The sequence below is a fragment of the Algoriphagus sp. genome (assembly GCF_046296635.1).
Classification (GTDB): domain Bacteria; phylum Bacteroidota; class Bacteroidia; order Cytophagales; family Cyclobacteriaceae; genus Algoriphagus.
In genome coordinates this window covers 35,898-54,592 of the sequence record NZ_JBKBKZ010000011.1, presented here as the reverse complement: position 1 = coordinate 54,592, position 18,695 = coordinate 35,898, and the positions used below count along the sequence as shown (strand labels likewise).

The 18,695-nt window shown below is 40.8% G+C and carries 15 protein-coding genes; 6 read left to right on the top strand and 9 right to left on the bottom strand.

Translation table 11 applies throughout. From position 1 onward, the window contains the following. The first annotated feature begins 648 nt into the window (after positions 1-648). Both ACK4HU_RS10050 and ACK4HU_RS10045 read left to right on the top strand, forming a co-directional pair. Positions 649-2,100 (top strand): amidohydrolase, encoded by a 1,452-nt coding sequence (locus ACK4HU_RS10050; RefSeq protein WP_409806321.1) that lies wholly within the window; start codon positions 649-651, stop codon positions 2,098-2,100. A 98-nt stretch (positions 2,101-2,198) separates the two neighbouring features. Next, the gene (locus tag ACK4HU_RS10045) at positions 2,199-2,651 is read left to right on the top strand and encodes a DUF4440 domain-containing protein (RefSeq protein WP_409806318.1); all 453 of its coding nucleotides are present in this window, start codon (positions 2,199-2,201) and stop codon (positions 2,649-2,651) included. Between the two features lie 127 nt (positions 2,652-2,778). Here the strand turns inward: ACK4HU_RS10045 and ACK4HU_RS10040 are convergent, their stop codons facing one another. From ACK4HU_RS10040 to ACK4HU_RS10025, 4 genes are all read right to left on the bottom strand, one after another. Beyond that, positions 2,779-4,452: a DUF6909 family protein gene (locus ACK4HU_RS10040; protein ID WP_409806315.1), complete on the bottom strand. Its 1,674-nt coding sequence runs from the start codon at positions 4,450-4,452 to the stop codon at positions 2,779-2,781. Positions 4,453-4,709: 257 nt separating this feature from the next. Further along, complete coding sequence (msrA, locus tag ACK4HU_RS10035) at positions 4,710-5,288, bottom strand: peptide-methionine (S)-S-oxide reductase MsrA (RefSeq protein ID WP_409806313.1); 579 nt, start codon at positions 5,286-5,288, stop codon at positions 4,710-4,712. 33 nt (positions 5,289-5,321) lie between these two features. Next, positions 5,322-5,570: a DUF3253 domain-containing protein gene (locus tag ACK4HU_RS10030; RefSeq protein WP_409806311.1), complete on the bottom strand. Its 249-nt coding sequence runs from the start codon at positions 5,568-5,570 to the stop codon at positions 5,322-5,324. A 12-nt stretch (positions 5,571-5,582) separates the two neighbouring features. Continuing rightward, positions 5,583-6,125 carry a class I SAM-dependent methyltransferase gene (locus tag ACK4HU_RS10025; protein WP_409806308.1) on the bottom strand — a complete coding sequence of 181 codons (543 nt, stop codon included), beginning with the start codon at positions 6,123-6,125 and terminating at the stop codon, positions 5,583-5,585. Between the two features lie 78 nt (positions 6,126-6,203). Between ACK4HU_RS10025 and ACK4HU_RS10020 the strand changes: the two genes are divergently transcribed. Further along, positions 6,204-8,222, top strand: a complete 2,019-nt coding sequence (locus tag ACK4HU_RS10020; protein ID WP_409806305.1) for an LTA synthase family protein — start codon at positions 6,204-6,206, stop codon at positions 8,220-8,222. On the opposite strand, the gene ACK4HU_RS10015 is transcribed toward ACK4HU_RS10020, so the two are convergent. From ACK4HU_RS10015 to ACK4HU_RS09995, 5 genes are read right to left on the bottom strand one after another with little or no spacing between them, the layout of a single operon-like run. Then, the gene (locus ACK4HU_RS10015) at positions 8,219-9,388 is read right to left on the bottom strand and encodes a hypothetical protein (protein WP_409806303.1); all 1,170 of its coding nucleotides are present in this window, start codon (positions 9,386-9,388) and stop codon (positions 8,219-8,221) included. The genes ACK4HU_RS10020 and ACK4HU_RS10015 overlap by 4 nt on opposite strands. A 13-nt stretch (positions 9,389-9,401) precedes the next feature. After that, positions 9,402-10,631, bottom strand: a complete 1,230-nt coding sequence (locus tag ACK4HU_RS10010; RefSeq protein WP_409806300.1) for a YaiO family outer membrane beta-barrel protein — start codon at positions 10,629-10,631, stop codon at positions 9,402-9,404. After that, positions 10,628-12,079, bottom strand: coding sequence for a glycosyltransferase family 2 protein (locus ACK4HU_RS10005; RefSeq protein ID WP_409806297.1), 1,452 nt, complete (start codon positions 12,077-12,079; stop codon positions 10,628-10,630). Before ACK4HU_RS10005 ends, ACK4HU_RS10010 begins: the two co-directional genes overlap by 4 nt. Positions 12,080-12,083: 4 nt before the next feature. After that, complete coding sequence (locus ACK4HU_RS10000; RefSeq protein ID WP_409806295.1) at positions 12,084-13,664, bottom strand: HEAT repeat domain-containing protein; 1,581 nt, start codon at positions 13,662-13,664, stop codon at positions 12,084-12,086. Positions 13,665-13,669: 5 nt separating this feature from the next. Continuing rightward, on the bottom strand, positions 13,670-14,029 hold the full coding sequence (locus ACK4HU_RS09995; RefSeq protein ID WP_409806292.1) for a response regulator transcription factor: 360 nt from the start codon (positions 14,027-14,029) through the stop codon (positions 13,670-13,672). A gap of 227 nt (positions 14,030-14,256) precedes the next feature. Between ACK4HU_RS09995 and ACK4HU_RS09990 the strand changes: the two genes are divergently transcribed. The 3 genes from ACK4HU_RS09990 to ACK4HU_RS09980 are packed head-to-tail and all read left to right on the top strand — an operon-like array spanning position 14,257 to position 18,673. After that, positions 14,257-15,957 (top strand): amidohydrolase family protein, encoded by a 1,701-nt coding sequence (locus ACK4HU_RS09990; RefSeq protein WP_409806289.1) that lies wholly within the window; start codon positions 14,257-14,259, stop codon positions 15,955-15,957. Between the two features lies 1 nt (position 15,958). Then, positions 15,959-17,347 (top strand): amidohydrolase, encoded by a 1,389-nt coding sequence (locus tag ACK4HU_RS09985; RefSeq protein ID WP_409806286.1) that lies wholly within the window; start codon positions 15,959-15,961, stop codon positions 17,345-17,347. A 24-nt stretch (positions 17,348-17,371) separates the two neighbouring features. Continuing rightward, complete coding sequence (locus tag ACK4HU_RS09980) at positions 17,372-18,673, top strand: amidohydrolase family protein (protein ID WP_409806284.1); 1,302 nt, start codon at positions 17,372-17,374, stop codon at positions 18,671-18,673. Positions 18,674-18,695: the final 22 nt, after the last annotated feature.

Here is an 18,695-nt window from a genome sequence, read left to right as displayed (position 1 = left end):
TTAAGAAATTAAGGGCATTTAGAGCTTTAAACCAATCTACTGTTTATCAATTTGTTACAAGTATAAATGACTCTAAAATTAACATGTGCTAGTGTCTTAATTCTTAATTAACTCAATTACCTAAATGGTTAAAAATCAATACTCTTCCACCTTGATCACCCATTTTGATTTCTCAAATAGTTTCTAACCATTAAGAAATTAAGGGCATTTAGAGCTTTAAACCAATCTACTGTTTATCAATTTATTACAAGTATAAATGACTCTAAAATTAACATGTGCTAGTGTCTTAATTCTTAATTAACTCAATTACCTAAATGGTTAAAAATCAATACTCCTCCACCTTGATTAACCATTTTGATTTCTCAAAGAGTTTCTAACCATTAAGAAATTAAGGGCATTTTGAGCTTTAAACCAATCTACTGTTTATCAATTTGTTACAAGTATAAATGACTCTAAACTTAACATGTGCTAGTGTCTTAATTCTTAATTAACTCAATTTCCTAAATGGTTAAAAATCAATACTCCTCCACCTTGATTAACCATTTTGATTTCTCAAAGAGTTTCTAACCATTAAGAAAATTAAGGGCAGAGAATTATGTAACTTCCTGTCCGACATTTCATATAAAAAAAGCCACCAAACCAAACCCCATGAAAAACAAAAAGCTTGTATTAACCTGTTTGATAGCAACAATGGCCTTTTCGCCACTGCTAGCTCAAAAAGCCCCCAAACCCAATCCTCTGAAAGGTTCTGTTCAGCAAACCATTGACACACGGTTTGCAGCCATGACTGATCTCAGTGATCAAATTTGGGCCTTCGAAGAAATTGCATTTAAGGAATTTAAATCATCCGCTGCGCTCTCCGCTTATGCAGAAGAACTCGGATTCAAAGTCACTCGGGGTGTGGGTGAAATTCCTACAGCTTTTGTAGCGGAATATGGCTCAGGATCTCCGATTATCGGAATCATGGGAGAATTTGATGGACTTCCCAGACTCTCTCAAAACAAGGTCCCCTATAAAAGTCCTCTTCACGAAGATGCACCCGGTCATGGCTGTGGGCACAATCTTTTTGGAGTAGCCTCACTCAGTGCAGCTGGCGCCATAAAGGATTTGATTGCTGAAGGCAAACTCAAAGGAACTATCAGGTTTTATGGAACTCCAGCGGAAGAGAAGTTTTTTGGAAAACTTTGGATGCTTCGAGCAGGATTGATGGATGATGTGGACATTATGATGGATTGGCATCCTGAAGATCAGACCAAAACAGACGTACAAAAAGGTCTGGCCTTGGTGGATTTCATCGTAGAATTCAACGGTCAGGCAGCACATGCTTCGGCGGATCCTTGGAATGGACGCTCTGCATCTGACGGACTCGAACTCTACACTAATGGCATCAATTACTACCGGGAACATGTCAAGCCAACCGTTCGGATTCATTATCATATTCAGGATGGTGGCCAGGTAGTCAATGTAGTTCCGGATTACAGTAGACTTTGGGTGCGGGTAAGAGATACCAGCCGAGAAGGCTTGATGCCCGTATGGAAACAAGTCGAGAAAATGGCAGAGGGAGCTGCAATCCTCGCTAATGTAAGCCACAAGGTCACCCTAGTCTCCGGTGTACATGAAATTCTGGTAAACCGAAAAGGCTCCGAGGTAATGCAAGAAAATCTTGAGAATTTAGGACCGATCAGTTATACAGCGGAGGAGCAGGAATTTGCCAAGAAGATTCAAGAAGCAACTGGAAAACCTCAAATCGGATTAATCTCAGAAATCAAACCCCTTGAAGCAACGCTAGAACACAGCATGGGAGGAAGCACAGATGTCGGTGATGTAAGTTGGGTGGTACCCACGATCCGAATGAGCGCAACTACTGCACCAAATGGCACCCCTTGGCACTCTTGGGCTGTGGTAGCTTCCGGTGGCATGTCGATTGGACACAAAGGCATGGGCTATGCTGCAAAAGCGCTGGCAATGACCATGGTGGATCTGTATCAAAATGAAACCTTGAGAAACGAAATCAAAGCTGAATTCAAGACCAAAAAAGGAGATTATGTTTACAAAGGGATTGTTCCCGATGGACCTCCGCCTTTGAATGCAGGGTATTGATCGGAAAAATCCTCCAAAGAAAATGAGCTTTGGAGGATTTGATTTTAACTTTGAAAAAATGAGGATTTCTGCCAATAGATTTAGCTATCCATACAGTTATGAAAAATGTACTCCTTCTTATCTTCCTTTTACTTGGATTTTCTCCTCTTTCCCAAGCTCAAACTTCGGATGAAACCGAAATCCAAAACTTGATTCAAAACTCTTTCGATGAATTGTTTTCAAATTTGGATGCAGAAAAGTTGGGAGACTTTTACACAGATGATTTTCTATTGCTGGAGCAAGGGGAGATTTGGGATAATGCAATCATTCTTGGCTATTTTGAGCGAGCGAGCAAAAACCCAAATCGTCCGATTAGAACCAATCGCTTCGAATTTATCCAAACCAAAGTAGAAGGAAATCGTGGTTGGGTTGGCTACTGGAATTTTGCTACTTTAACCCGGGACGGTCAGGTCATCCAAGAAATCAAGTGGCTGGAAAGCGCCACAGCTGTAAAAACCGACAAGGGTTGGAGGCTGGATATGCTTCACTCGACTAGAGTAGATAAAGAATAAAAGCTTTAGCTTTTTTACTTTGTGCCCTTAAAAAGGATTGGTAACCTTAAAGGCATGAGGTTCAGGTAGAGATTTGTCCTGCCTTTTTTCTATTTCTTTACGCAACTTTGCGTTAAAAAAAGGGGGATTAATTCTCTCCAAACAGCTTCTCCAAAATTTTGTAAGTAATCAAATAAGTCGGCCTAACGCCTTCCATTCCTAAAGCACCTGAGGCAAGTGTACTGCCAGTTTCCAGTGGATTGTCTGAAGCATAGTAAGCGTACAGCACCTTTACATTGGAACGGATGCTTTTTCGAATTTTCGAGGCTGACTGAATTGCTTTTTGATAATGGGCACCTTCCATTTCGAGTCCCACAGCATGCCATGAGGACTTCATGAAATAGGTTAAAATATCCCGATTTTGGAGTGATGTGCCGAGCACTGTCACCATTGAACCGGTATAAACTCCAAGTCCATATCCCTCAAAATCAGCTTTTTTCAATTCATTTCTGAAAGGATAATTATCAGCAGTTCCTTCAAAAACGTGAGAATCCGGGACCATCAGGTCTCCTTTGCCACCATGAAGGATTCCGGCCTTGCCCATGATGGAAGTGGAAACAATATTCAGCGGATATTCCTTATCGTCTACATTGTATTTTTTCAGCAATTCATCAAAGCATTCATAGGCTTGCTCTCCAAAGGCATAATCCATCACGACAAAAACAGGACGCTTTTCTTTGTCCTCGGGTAGGGTTATTCCTGGAATCAACGTGGGATTTTCAAGCCATGCAGTATCAATAATCTGAGCGCCTATATTGGTTCCTGATTCATCGGGAAGGTCAATAAAGCCATGTTTTTCGGCATAATCACGGATTTTCTTACCATGATTATTTTTGGCTTTGACCGAAATATCCATCACCACTTGCTCTATTTCTTCATAGGATTTAAGACCAAGGGCCTGATGTCCATATATCGTATTAAGGACGCTATGGAGATTTGCGGAAATGATATGAATCGGTCGCTTGAGTAAATCCAGATTCAAAAGTGTTTCCTTAATCCGGTCCGACCACAATTCCCCGTAAACGTGATGTCCCACTCGCTCCCGAAGTGTAGCAGAAAAACTAATCTCTCGGTCCAAGCCATTCATTAATTCATCCATGGCGAGCTTACCCAAGTAATAAACCACTGAGAACAAACTGTTGGAATTACCACTTTTGGCGAATTTATCGACCGCGTACTTCGTCTCTTCAAAAGTCCTCCCAATCAGGTGACTGAGATAGGCACTAGCACTTTCAATTTCAAACTCCTCTCCTGCCTGTTCCTTTTTTACAAAATCCTCCAGCATGATCCAATTGGAAGAAATTCTTCCCTTTGGATCTGTACTGTTTTTTAGAATCTTCCGGGATTCGATATACAGGAAAGTCAAGTGAGTCAAGATATCATAAATATCAGACCTGCCTCGGGTCATTTCCACATACATGATCTGCTGATCCAAGCGGTAGCAGTTCCGCTTCCTTCTTGGTGGAATAAGTGGAGTTAAGTGCGAAGTCTCATATCCTTCTCTGCTTATCAATCTGACATAGCGGCACTCCTCTATTCCTCTTGGTAATCGCTCCATCACATAGAGCAAACCATCCAATTCGATCTTTTCTGGATCTGTCAGTGAGCCATAGATTTCCGGACTTAGGGTGATCAGAGCTTGAATCAGGCCTTCACCGGAGATCCCCATCGGCTTGTAGCTACCCCTGTTGAAAAGGTGTCGCATGGTGATATACAATCGCTCGATGGCTGCTCTGGATTCTTGTGCTCTGGTTCGTTTCATATTTTATACTTGTTCTTTAAACGGTCAAACCCGACTGCCTTCAGGCAGGAGCTTGTCCCCAACCTGTCTGCCCAGGCTCATTTTATAAATTTTAAAAAGATTAAATTCTGCGAAATTAGGTAAAATCACTGATTTGTCATGTCAATTTGAATGTCAGTTGATAAACTGGTCAATGAGAAAAATAAAGTTTTGTGTTTAAATGACTGATAGACAACGCAGCTGAACTTCGATATTTCACAATCCGACAAATCAAATTTTCACTTCAATCGTTCAGCAAAATACTTCTTTAACTTATCCACTTTAGGTTTCACCACAAACTGGCAATAGGGCTGCATTCCGTTGAGATTGAAATAATCCTGATGGTAATTTTCCGCAGGATAAAAATTGCTGAATGCGGTGATTTCAGTGACTATTGGTTTATCAAATACCTTTTGGGCATTTAGTTCCGCTTTAAGTTTGGAAGCGATTTCCTTCTGAGATTCATTTTGATAAAAAATGCCGGAGCGGTACTGTGGCCCCGCATCCCCACCTTGTCTATTGAGCGTAGTCGGGTCATGTGTAGCCCAGAAAACTTCCAAAAGACTTTCCAAGCTTGTTTTATTTGGATCAAAAAACACGTTGATGACTTCGGCATGGCCTGTGGTCCCTGTGCAGATCTGCTTGTATGATGGATTGGGGATAATTCCTCCTGCATATCCTGAGACCACTTTTTCCACTCCCGATAACCGCTGAAAAACTGCTTCTGTACACCAAAAACAACCGGCACCAAGTGTGATTAACTCGAGTCCTGCGGGAATTTCAACGGTTGTTTTTGGAAGTGCTTGATCTAAATTCATTTCGCTGGATTTTTAGAGATAACACCAGACTAATCACTTTGGTTTGGCGATTCCTGATATCCTCACTGGCCCTTTTGGATTTTCTTCACGATCAACGGGAATTCCTTTTTGGGATACCTGAATCAGTCCTTCGCGGTACATCACCATCATCACCTCCCGAATATCCGGCATAAAAAGCGCCCAATCCTCGGGAAACATCTGACGGACGACCTCTGAGGGGCAAAAGGATTTCGCTTTTCTTCTGTTACAAAAATCAAATATGGCTGTTCGGAGTACTTCCATACCCGGATTACTTTAGTTACAAATCATCACAAAGGCAGGCGGCAAATTACGGATAGTGAATTTAGTCTCGACATTCGGGAAGTATTTCCCAAAAAGCTTCTTGAGTAAAAAGGAATAGCAAATCTGGATAAATTTACCTTTACCATTCAGGGAGTTTTTCGAATGAATGAGAATTTGATCCGTAGCTTCTTTCGAAATCAAACTAAAGGGTAAAGAAGATAATACATAATCTACCTTTCTCCCATTTAAATATTGCTCTAAATTTTCAGCTGAATCACAAATAATCCTGACATTTGACATGGGAAATTGCTTTTCCATTGCATCACAAAAAGACCTATTGATTTCAAAAACTAAAAGCTCTGCATTTGGAGATAGTCTATCGCTGATTCCCTGAGTAATACTTCCATCCCCTCCCCCAAGTTCTACAATGAGATTTGCTTTTTCGATGTCTGTATATGAAAGCATTTTATTAACTAAAGCCTTGGAACTAAATGTTAGTGCTCCAGTCGTACTTAAATTGGAAGAAAGCTCCAACCACAAATCTGATTTACTCATATATTTATAATATAACGGAAAGATACCCGAAATTTGACTTATATTCTGTCACTCACACGAAAAACTTAACACCTTTCTATGGCCCAAAAGGCTGAAATTCGCTCGACTTTACCGCTTCGCATACAGAATATTTTTAGGAATTTTTGGGGTATGGCCTTTATTTTTATGGCCTTAATGCTAGTGTTCAGAGTAGCTGAGACTTTCCTTGTATTTGAAAATCATGTTTTAGGATTTTCATGGAAAGATATTTTTTTTCAAGGCCTTGTTGAAGATTTGGGATGGTTCCTTTATTTACTCGGATTGCTTTTCATTATCCATTTTTCACTGAGTTTAATCTCTGCAAAGTTCACCAGATTTTTTATTCAGATAATTATGATGCTATTCATGATTATCCATCTGGCCTTGGTTTTTTATTTTATGAAAACACTCTTGCCGCTAGGTAAAGATCTATTCGCCTACAGTTATAGCGACCTAGTGTCTACAGTCTCCGCTTCTGGGCAATTAAATGCAGTCAATTTGGTCCTTGGACTAGTAGCATCAGCATTTTTGATGGGCTTACTCTATTTGGGAATAAGGATCGTTCGATTTAGTCTTACTACTTATTTGGTTTTGACAGCCTTCCTTTTTGGAGGCCTGCTTGCCTTCACTTTTTTATTGGAATCAAGAAAATTGGAAGCAAATGAGATCAGAAGAAATATGGAGTTAAACAAATCCAAATATCTAGCTGAAGAGGCAATCAATCATTGGATGTATGGTGGGGAATTCTATTTTGACTTCTATCTCAGAAGTACTAATGATGATTTACTCATCACCAAAGAATTCACAAATGAAGAATATCCTTTCCTCCATAAAAATAATTATCCGGATGTTTTGAGTCCATTTTTCGACAGTTTGACACAAGCTCCTGATTTTGTCTTCATTTTTTTCGAAAGCCTTGGGAAATCTTATTCAGGCAAGGATGCCCCACTTGGAAGTTTTACCCCTTTTTTGGATTCTTTGGAGCAACACAGCTTGGTATGGACCAATGCGCTATCTTCCACCGGGAGGACATTTGGACTACTTCCGGGAGTCTTTGGAGGACTTCCTTTTGGTGAAAAAGGTTTCTTGGAACTTTACCAAGAGTTTCCACATCATAACTCGCTTCTGAGTGTGCTTCGGGATAATGGCTACGAAAACCGATACTTCATCGGTGCGGACAAAAATTTTGACCGTGTAGGCGATTTTATAGGCTATCAAAAACCGGTACAGCTTGAGGATGAATCCAGCTTTGATGCGTCATTCAACAAAACCCCCTCAACCAACGGATTTTCGTGGGGATATCCGGACAAGGCCCTTTTTCTAAACGGACTGAAAAAGCTTCCAAAAGAGCGAAATGCACCTCAGATGTTGATTTTTCAAACTCAGACCTCACATGATCCTTATATCGTTCCAGAAAAAGAATTCTATCAACAAAAACTGCAGGATCATCTTACAAATAAACTTAAGCTGAGCTCAGAAAAAATCAACGAATACCTTTCTTATGAATCCATCTACATGACGGTTTTATATGCTGATGATGCGATTAAATTGTTTTTTGATGCATATAAAAATCGTCCTGAATACGCCAATACTATATTTGTAATCACAGGTGATCATCGACTTCCTGAGATACCGATGTCTTCCCGGCTAGATCGATTTCATGTACCACTATTAATTTACTCACCATTATTAACCCGTCGAGACTATTTCAAGGGAGTCACAAGCCACTATGAAATTACGCCTTCACTACTTGCTATGTTGGAAAAGCAAAAACTGATTGAATTGCCAGAGGAAGTAATATGGCAAGGGCAAGTTTTAGATACCGCTAGGACCTTCCAATCTCTCATTGCCATGCCACTCATGAGAAATAAGAATCAATTGGTTGATTATATTCATGGAGAGTTTTTATTATCTGACAGTCAGACCTTTATTGTTTCTGATGGGCTGAATATTGACGCGATAGAAGATGAGAACATTTTCAACAGGCTAAATGGAGAATTTGAAGAATTTAAAAACAGGAATAGTTATATGGTTCAGACTAGAAAGCTCTACCCCATTCCTACCCAGTCAAGGAACTAATCAGATTTATCCAATGACCTACGAAGAACTTGGTTAATCAAAGGATTATAATAGTTCCAAAAAAATCCCTGTCGATCAGTGTAATCCGAAGCAGCATAAAGGCCTCGCCAAAGTGCAGGCAATCCATAAAAATACGGCGACCCAAAATCTCCCGGAATATCAGAAAAATCTCCTGCAAAATAATACTGATGAGCGTCTCCAATTTCCCGCAAGACTGAAGCAGGAAAAAACCGTGGCAATCCCATACTTCTCAGTCGCTGAAGACCCAAAGCAGTGGGATCAATATCATAGTATGAAATTACCTGATAGTCCCGTTCGATCAAGACTACATCAAACCAATCGGGATATGGAACCACTTCAGGAAGCTTGAAGCCATGCTTATTGAGTTTCTGGGTCCTAACGAGGGGTATTTTATTTTGATAATCCTTGGTATGAAGAAAGGCTTCAATTTCCCCGCTTTCTTTTATAAAGATCAACCCCGGACCACTCAGATTCCAAGAACTATGCTGTTGAGCATATTGTCGGATCATCCATCGGGGAATCTCAGTATTAATCAACGTATCGAGGTCATCAAAATAGCGGCCTATCCAACCAGTCCATTTAACCCCCATTAAATTTTCAAATTCTGTCCTAACAAGTTTGGGAGTAGGAGAAGCCATAGAGTTAAATTCAGCAATCATTACTTTGCCTTCCTCTCTAGCCATTCTTATCAATTGGATTTCCGAAAGGTCAAGCCCACCATAAATCTTTTTGGTGAGTAGGACATCCTGATTATTTGAAAAATCACCTTCATAAATACCGTATGAATCCGCCAGATAGATTAAATCATGCTTCTTGGCTATAGATCTAATTTCACTTTCTGATTTCCGTTGTAAATCTTTTATAGTCCCAAGGCCTTGGGTGTTGTTCGGGAAATATCCGAGATAATCCTTTTCCAAATTATAAAAATCACCAGTTGACTTTTTGTATTTCAAATGATTCAGTGTCCAGAATAAGCCTGCATGCTCTTGAAAGGAATTGTCGGGCACAGTTTTATCTATCACCAAAATGTCAAGAGTCTTAGAAGGCGAAAAGAACCAAACTGCCAAGCTTAGAAGTGGCAATCCTAAAAAGATGAAAAGGAACGGCCAAAGCTTAAATAAAAACAGTTTTAATTCTTCCTTCATATATAATGATAGCTTAAAAGCGGTATTCAAACCCTAGAGACAAATTGATGTTATTTCTATAATTATCAGTACTCAGTTCGTCCCTGCTAAATCCGGTAAATCCATAAATCATAAATTTTGGGGAAATAAGTTGCTGGTAACCAATTCTTGCTCGGTAAGAGTTGAGCAATTGGGTAAGGTCCCTTGTTTCCTCATCAGGTGACACGCCGGTCCCTAATTGAATGCTAAAGAAGTCTTCAGCGGTTTTGAAATAGTATCGTGCTGTAAATTGGGTAGAGGAACTTGTCCCAAGAGTTGGATCCGGGATCACATTTAACCGCAAATTAAGCCACCAGTTTCCTGTGTATTTCCCAACCGACCCGGTAATAATATGAGTCGCCGCTGCAAAACCAAGGTATCTGTAGCCGCCTTCAAGTTCCCATCCTCTTTCAAGATTATGATAATAGGAAGCTCCAAGCCTTAATTTTGGAAAGAATGAAGCACCTGAGCCCCCGACATTGAGGTAAGCGTAGCCATTTTTTCCAATGGACGGGTAAGCATCAAGTTCGACCAAAGTCCCAAAATCATCAAATCTGACTGATTGGGTCACTCTTGCTATCAATGCACCCGTGAGTTTGGTGCGGGTTCTTCCATAGATTGACCAAGTATGCCAGGGTGCTAAATCTCCCATAAATGTATCGTAATCGTAGGTTGCTCCCACTGCATTGACCTTTCGGAATCGCTCTAGATTCTTCATGTATCCCAGCAAGCCCTCCGTCTTGTATCCTTTTTTAAAAAGTGGATCCACCAATTCAAAAGCTTCTTTATAAAGTTCTCGGTAATAAAACAACCGTGATTCCCGATAGATAATGGGATCCGGAGTTGGGGTCCCGAGGTTTGATTTGGCTCGGTCAATGATTTTTTCTGCGCTGTCCAGATCGCCTGCCCAAAACAAATTATCTATGTATGCAACATATCCATCTTCATATTGAGGAGATGCAATGACGGCTTTTTCCAAGTAAATGGTTGCAGAATCATTCTTGCCCTCCCAAGCATAACTTCTACCCACCAAAATCAAAATATCCGCATAATCGGGATACTTTTCCAAAGCCCGAAAGGCAATTTTTCGACCTTCTATATACTTGCTCTTTAGGATTAATTCCCTTGCCTTCACCAAGAGTTCATCGGGATCGAAAGAATCCTGAGCTTTGGAAGAAAAGACTAAAATAACTATTGAGAGAAAAGAAATAAGTAGCCTTTTCATTTCAGAGTTGATTGTGGTGACAGGTTTTTCTTGTCTTCGGCTTTTTTGAAGCCTGTACGTATCATAGCCCCCCAGCCGCCTTTACCATTAATAAAATCATAATGCCCTTTTAGGCCCCAGAAAACAATTTTCGGATGGATTAAAAAAGGCTCTGTGAAAATCGTCCAAATCAGAGAACGGAGATCCTTTTTGTCCTTGTATTGATTATATGCCAGCTGTTCATAGAGTACACTGAAGGAGGAAACCAACAAAGACAATAAATACATCATTATCAACAATGCGAAAAAATATACTGCACTGAAGTCACCTATAATCAATAAAATCAAGGTGTAGATTATTCCAAGAGATTCGATTATTGGAGCTGATTTTTCAAAAATTGACCAAAAAGGGTAAGAAACCATTCCCATTAATCCATACTTTGGATTTAATCTGGCTATTCTATGCAATTGTAGAGTCTCGATAGTCCCTCTCATCCAGCGATTGCGTTGCTTTGATAGTATCTCCTCGCTTTCAGGTACTTCTGTCCAGCATAATGGATCAGGAACAAATGCAACACGGTAAGGCTTTTTTTGCTCCTCCATATACCTTCTCATCCGGACGACTAGTTCCATATCTTCGCCCACCGTTTTAGGGAAGTAGCCTCCAACTTCTCTTACCAAATCTTTTTTGAAAAAACCAAAGGCCCCGGAGATTAGCATGAGTCCATTAATTCGAGACCAAGCCATACGACCCATCAGAAACGCTCGGAAATATTCAATTACCTGAAATTTGCCCAACTGTGACTCAGGTACTCTGTAAGTAGTAACAGTACCATCCTGTACATCGCAATTATTTGCAGCGCCTATCACCCCACCCACAGCGATCACGATGCGGTTGGTCTCTTCCATAAATGGCCTCACCATTCTGGAGATCGACTCATTGGAAAGAATACAATCCACATCAATACAGGCCAAAATCTCTAACCTAGCAATATTAATTCCGGTATTAAGTGCATCCGCCTTTCCGCCATTTTCTTTATCGATCACTGTCAACCTTCTATACGACATGTTGTTGGACCGATACACCCCTCGGACCGGCTTCGTTTCGATCTCAGGATTATATGCGTAGTCTGTTTTCTCCAACTCAAAGGACTCAATAAGTTTCGCAAGTGTATCGTCCTTGGAACCATCGTTGATCAGGATCACCTCAAACTTTCCATAATGCAGCGAAAGCAAACTTTTGGCATTCTGAACAATGTTGGCTCCCTCATTAAAGGCAGGTGCCAAAATAGATACTCCAGGTGCTATCGGAGAAGTGACAATATCCCCATAATCTGCAAATCTGTTTTTTCGAAGGTAGTCACGCATTTCTAAGGCGCTCAACACCATCATAATCATATAGATAACGATTACAGCGAAGCTAAGAATCAAAAAGAGCCAACCGAATATCTCCAAAATAAGAAAAAACAAAAAGCTATACATTTTGAAGCATGGGGTCTAAAATATGCCTTTTGATATCCGTATCCTCTTTCTCAATACCACTGCTGATAACTTGGTCAAATCGGTCTTTGTCCAACTCATATAAACTCCTTGAAAAGGTCATTTTTCTCCTGAAATCAGACTCTTTACGGATCAAATCAGTCAATATATCTGCTGTTTCGGTATCTCCAATGGAATACGCAGCGTATGCAGCAGTCAGAACTACCAAGGAATTGTCAGATTTTAGACAGCTGTTGACAAAACCAACTTCCATATGAGCCCCAAGTGAAGCATAAGTATCCAAAATCTCAATTTTCTCCTCATCCGAAACTTCTCTCGCTCTGTTGGCGACTACCTCAATAAGGTCGACTCTACCGAGCATTTTTACGAGCTTGTATCCAAAGATACGGATACTTAGATTTTGGGAATCGAAGAGAATTTCTATTTTTAGTGTTTTTTGGTGGCTGACAAACTTGATGATTCTCAGATAATTCATCTGTTGCCAAAGTGAAAGTGGGAAGGTCTGATCCCTTAGGAATTTCAAATCCACCTTTTCAGAAAGGTTCAGCAAAGTAGCCACAGCCTGGGATCTCACTTGAAAATTTTCGGAATTTGCATGGATTTGAACTTTTGGTAGCGCCTCTCTGAGATCCATTTCATTGATTTGAACCAATCCCATCGCCACCTTATCCCACCTTTTACTATTTAATGAATCGATTGAAATTTTATCCAGATTCAATTTTTTGTATAATGCTTTCAACTTTTCCTTGAACTCCCCCTTCATTTTCTTATTCAACCCAATAATCCGGTCCATCAAAACCTCATTGAAAAGTTGCTTAGAAAGCATCGATTCAGGGAAATAATCATTAATTGTGGTTTGATCTAGGTCAATAATCTCCTGAAGCTCTCTCTCAAAAAGTAAATTCGTCAGAGGCTCGATAATAAGAATATCGTATTCTTTAAGGAGATTTTCTTTTTTGTTTTTCCTGACTTTCATGATTAGCATAAATCCAATCATGAATGAGGCCACCGTAAAGAAAAAACCAATAATAATAGTGACAAGTAAAAGCTTCAAGTCAGAAATGAATTTAAGCTTAAACTTCTGCATTGGTGAATACCTTGCATAAGAAGCTAATGCTACTATGTCTTCTGATGGCTCCGATTTTTTAAGTTTAAATAAAAAATCTCCGCTTTTTAACAAATTGGAGATGTATTCACGTGTGGCTGCGGTGGAAGCGATTTCTGAAAAGACTAAGTATTGGATTTCAGGTTTTAGATTATTTTCCAGAAGAGGTTTAATTATCTGATCCGACTGAGAAAAATCAGAATAAAACTGAGATACCAGCCCTGAATCAGTTTTTGTGAACGAATAAAGACTGTCTGAAAAAAGACTGTCCGGGAAAACCTCATCTGCTAAAAAAAATCTATACTTCAAACCAGGAACTTCCGCCTGTAAGATTAAAAAGTCATGTAGCTCATCTTTACTGACTGGAATATTGACTTCCTGAGCTTTCACAACTGTAGAAGCAAAGAAGAAAACCAACAGACTGAAAATCTTGAGTAGAGTTGCCTCCATAAGCATTATTTAAGAATACGCTTGACTCGGATTGCTAGCTCATTTGGGTTGAATGGCTTGGGAATAAAGTCAGCAACTCCAAGATTGAAGGCCTCCAAAACTACTTCTTCCTCTTCACCGAGAGAACTTAACACTATAATTGGTGTGTTAGGCTGAGATTGCTTAGCGTGGTGAATTATTTCAATTCCACTCCGGAAGGGCATCATCACATCTGTAATTATCAGGTCAGGAGTATATTCATCGATGGCTTTGATACCTTCATTTCCATCACAGACCAGTCGTGTCTCGTAACCATCTTTTTTTAATCTGAATTGTACTAAACTTGATATGAGCAAATCGTCCTCAATAATCAGGATTTTTTTCATGTTGTTGGGGTGATCCAAGACTAAAGATAGCATGTACTTACAAAATCCAAGCCTTTTAAACCGTTCAAATAAGTCACTTGGCTGAGAGATGTAAATCAGATGCACTTATTTGCACTTTAAATTAACTTAGACACCATTAATCAAAAAAAAAGATTCGAAAAAAAAATCATTCTAAAAGCTCAAATAGCTTTTGTTAGCTTGCTTCTTGAAGAATAACCATTAATAGAATGAAAAAACAATTTCTAAAAGCAGGAATCGTTGGATTGCTTTTGTCGGGAATTTTCTCGCATACCGTTTGGTCACAAAGTGACCCGACTGGCAAGCGAAGAGTTTCCGATACTTATGCCATTACCAACGCTACAATTTTTGCAGCTCCTGGACAACAGGGCACCAAAGGCACTATCCTATTCCGCAATGGAGTGATTCTTGGAATGGGAGCCAATCTTTCACTTCCGAAAGAAGCCCAATTGATCGCCGGAGACTCTTTATTTATTTATCCGGGTTTCATTGATGGCGCAGGATTAGCTGGAGTAACCAAACCCAAAGATCCTGAGAGACCAAAAGATTTTGTGTCTTCCACCCCACCTGATGAGCTCGCAGGCATTACTCCATGGAGATCTTCAAAGGATCAGTTTTCAATTACTGACAGTCAGATAGACGACTGGAGAAAATCAGGATTTACTATCAGCCAAATCCTTCCTGATGGTGGAATGTTGCCTGGAAAAGCATCACTAATGATCCTCGGAAGTCCGACTTCTGTGAATCTCCTTCAGGAAAACACTGCTCTGGCGGCCAACTTCTCCGGTGCGAGAGGAATGTATCCTGCCACAGCTGCAGGTGTCATGGCCAAGTTCCGGGATGTTTATCAAAATTCTACCCTTGCTTTGGATCATTCTAAACTTTTCGCTTCTACAGCTGGAGTAAAAAGACCGGAAATGACTCCAACCCAAAGCGGAATGGCCACAGCAGTTCAGGGACAGATTCCGATTATTTTCAAAACTGTATCTGATCTGGAAGTCAGAAGAGCAATTGCTCTGCAAAAAGAGCTTGGTTTCAAACTTGTCCTGTCTGGCCTTGAAAATTATGAAAATGTAATTGACTTGATCAAGAGTTCTGGTACTCCTGTTCTCATCAAACTGCAATTACCAGATGACAAAGCAGTAAAAAATCAAAAGGCTGACAGCGCATCAACGTCGACAAAAGCACAATATGAACGGGTAAAAGAAGCCTACGATAAAGCACTCAAGCAAGCTTCTTTGTTGGAGAAAGCAGGGATTCCCTTTGCCTTCACCACCATTGATGCAAAGGCGGGCGATGCCTTGAAAACAATCCGAACTATGATTGCAAACGGTTTGAGCGAGAAAGCTGCTTTTGCTGCTTTAACCACCAATTCAGCTTCAATCCTTGGAATCAGCAGAATGGCAGGAACTATCGAAAAAGGAAAAATGGCGAACTTCGTGATTAGTACAGATTCGATTTTTAAAGAAGATGCTCAAATCAAACATGTCATTGTTGATGGGTATGTATTCGACTACGAAGTGAAGAAAAAAGCTACCAATGGAAATGGAAAATCAGAAAATGGCACATCCCCTTCCATCACAGGAGTTTGGGAATACACTTCCGAAACCCCCGCAGGATCTTCTGGAGGAGAATTAACTATTTCCAAAAGTGGCTCAGATTACAGTGGAACTATCACTTATGATGACCCTTCCGGCGGAGGAAAAGTGACTGCTCCAATAAAAAATGTAGAACTCAGCGGCAAGACGCTCACTTTCCAATTCGATGTCGCCGCTGGTGGCATGTCCCTCACCGTGGATATTTCCGGAGAAATCACCGGTACAACAATGGAGGGAACGATGGCAATTGGCCAGTTCGGTTCATTCCCACTGAAAGCAAAACTTTCTTCACCAAGTCAATCTTTACAATAAAATGAAAAAGCTCAATTTTATACTTGCTGCTTTGCTGGGACTGGGGTTGAATTATTCCTATGCTCAAACACAAAAAGGCAGTGTCCTGATAAAAAATGCTACTGTTTTGACAGTAACAAAAGGCAATCTTGAAAATACCGATGTACTGGTGCAGGATGGGATTATCCGTCAAGTAGGAAAAAATCTGGCAGCACCTTCTGGAGTTCAGACGATCGATGCCTCCGGAAAGTACCTTATGCCAGGGATCATCGACGCACACTCTCACGTCGCATTGGATGTAGTGAATGAAGCCTCCTCTCCTATCACGGCTGAGGTTAGGATGAAAGATATGGTCAATCCATTTGAAATTGGAATCTACCGAGCATTAGCTGGCGGTGTGACCATCTCCCATGCAATGCACGGTTCGGCTAACGTAGTAGGTGGACAAAACGCCACATTAAAGCATCGTTGGGGAGCAAAAGATCCCTCAGCCATCATCATGCAGGATGCTCCTCGCACGATCAAGTTTGCTTTGGGTGAAAACCCGACAAGAGTACATGGAAGAGGAAACGGCATTCAGCCAAGAACGAGAATGGGTGTGGAAGCTGTTTTGAGAAATGGTTTTAGCGAAGCGCTCCAATACAAAAAAGGTTGGGAAACTTACAATACTGGAAAAAGCCAAAAAGGCAACACGGTAACTCCACCTGTTTACAATGAGCGACTTCAGACCTTGGCGGATATTCTGGATGGAAAGATCATCATCCACTGCCATTCCTACCGTGCTGACGAAATTTACATGCTAATCAATGTGGCAAAAGATTTTAACATCACTAAACTGGTATTCCAGCATACCAACGAAGGATTCAAAGTCGCTCCAGAGATCGCAGAATATACCATGGGAGCATCCGTGTTTGCAGATTGGTGGGCTTACAAGATGGAGGTGTACTACTCAACAGCATTCAATGCCGCTATCCTTCAGCGCAATGGCGTGATCACTTCAATCAATTCCGATTCAGCAGAATTGATTCGTCACTTATATCATGAGGCTGCAAAGACTCAGCGCTATGGAGGACTGACAGATGAAGAAGCTCTGGCTATGATCACCATCAACCCCGCAAAGCAATTGGGAATTGATGATAAAGTCGGTTCGATCGAAGTTGGAAAGCAAGCTGATTTAGTGATTTTTGAAGGTCATCCACTCTCCTCTTACACTGTTCCTCAGATGACATTTGTCGATGGAGTTAAATATTTTGACATCAAGACAGATCGTGATGATCAGCGTCAGTTTGTGAGTGCTACAGAAATGGTAGAACCGATTTTCCTACATACTCAGGAAAACCATCAGTGTCTCCAGGATGTGGACGCATATTTTGAAGCATTTCAGGGAGCTTTCCTTGAAGAAAAACATTAATCACCCCGGAAATTCAGACATATCATGAACAGAATTTTAAAAACCTTTTGCGCCGCAATGCTTGCCCTTCTTCCTGTGGCAGCCATGGCACAGATCGACGGGGAATTTGTAAAACCTCGTACAGGAAAATTTCTCCTGCAAAATGCTACAGTGGTCACAGTGACCAAAGGAACTTTGACCAATACCTCAGTTTTGGTGGAAAATGGAAAGATCGCCCAAGTCGGATCCAATATTCCTGCTGCTGGAGCTGAAGTAATCGATTGCACCGATATGTTCATCTATCCGGGAATGATCGATAGCGGAACTCGACTAGGTTTAGTTGAGATCAGCTCAGTACCTGAAACAGTTGATTTTGCAGAGGTTGGAAATGTAACCCCAAATATGCAGGCTTTGACTACAGTCAATCCAAATTCGGAGGCCATAGGAGTGACCAGAGTTTCTGGGGTCACAACAGTTTTGACAGTTCCAACTGGAGGATTATTTCCTGGAACTGCTGCACTTATCAATTTGAATGGTTATACGCCTGATCAGATGTATGGTGGATTCAAAGCAGTTGTGATGAATTTCCCTAATTCGGGTCGTCGTGGTCGCTTTGACCGTAGGTCTGATGAGGATGTAAAAAAAGATTCCGAAAAAGCACTTAAAGATGCGAACGAGATCTGGGATAATGCCAAGAAGTATTTGGATTTGAAAAAATCTGGGGCTCAACTGCAATACTATCCTGAAATGGATCAATTGTCTAGAGCAGTTTCCGGAGAGCTTCCTTTATTGATCGTTGTCGATGCAGCTTCAGATATTCAGAATGCGATCAAATGGGTAGCAGGAAAAAACATCAAAGTAATCTTCTCAGGTGTAGCTGAAGGCTGGAGAGTTGCTGATGAGATTGCTAAATCTGGAATTCCGGTGATTACAGGGCCTGTGCAGGAACTTCCAACCCGTCAGTCGGATCGCTATGACACGCCTTATGCTAACGCCGGAAAAATGGCAAAAGCAGGTGTGAAAGTTGCCCTTCGTACAGATGAGGAAGAGAATGTGCGAAACCTTCCATTCCATGCAGCTTTTGCAGCTGCTTACGGAATGGGTAAAGAGGAGGCCTTAAAAGCGATCACCATCAATCCAGCCGAAATCTTCGGAATTGCGGATCAGTATGGTTCAGTAGAAGCTGGAAAGCGCGCGAACTTGATTATTTCCACCGGGGATCCTTTGGAGACTAGATCTCAAATTCATCATGTTTTCATCGATGGCTATCTTATCCCGATGTCTAACAGACATATCCGATTGTATCAGGAATTTCTTGAGCGATCACCGGGATTGAAAGCAAATTAAAACACAAAGGCCATGGAATTGA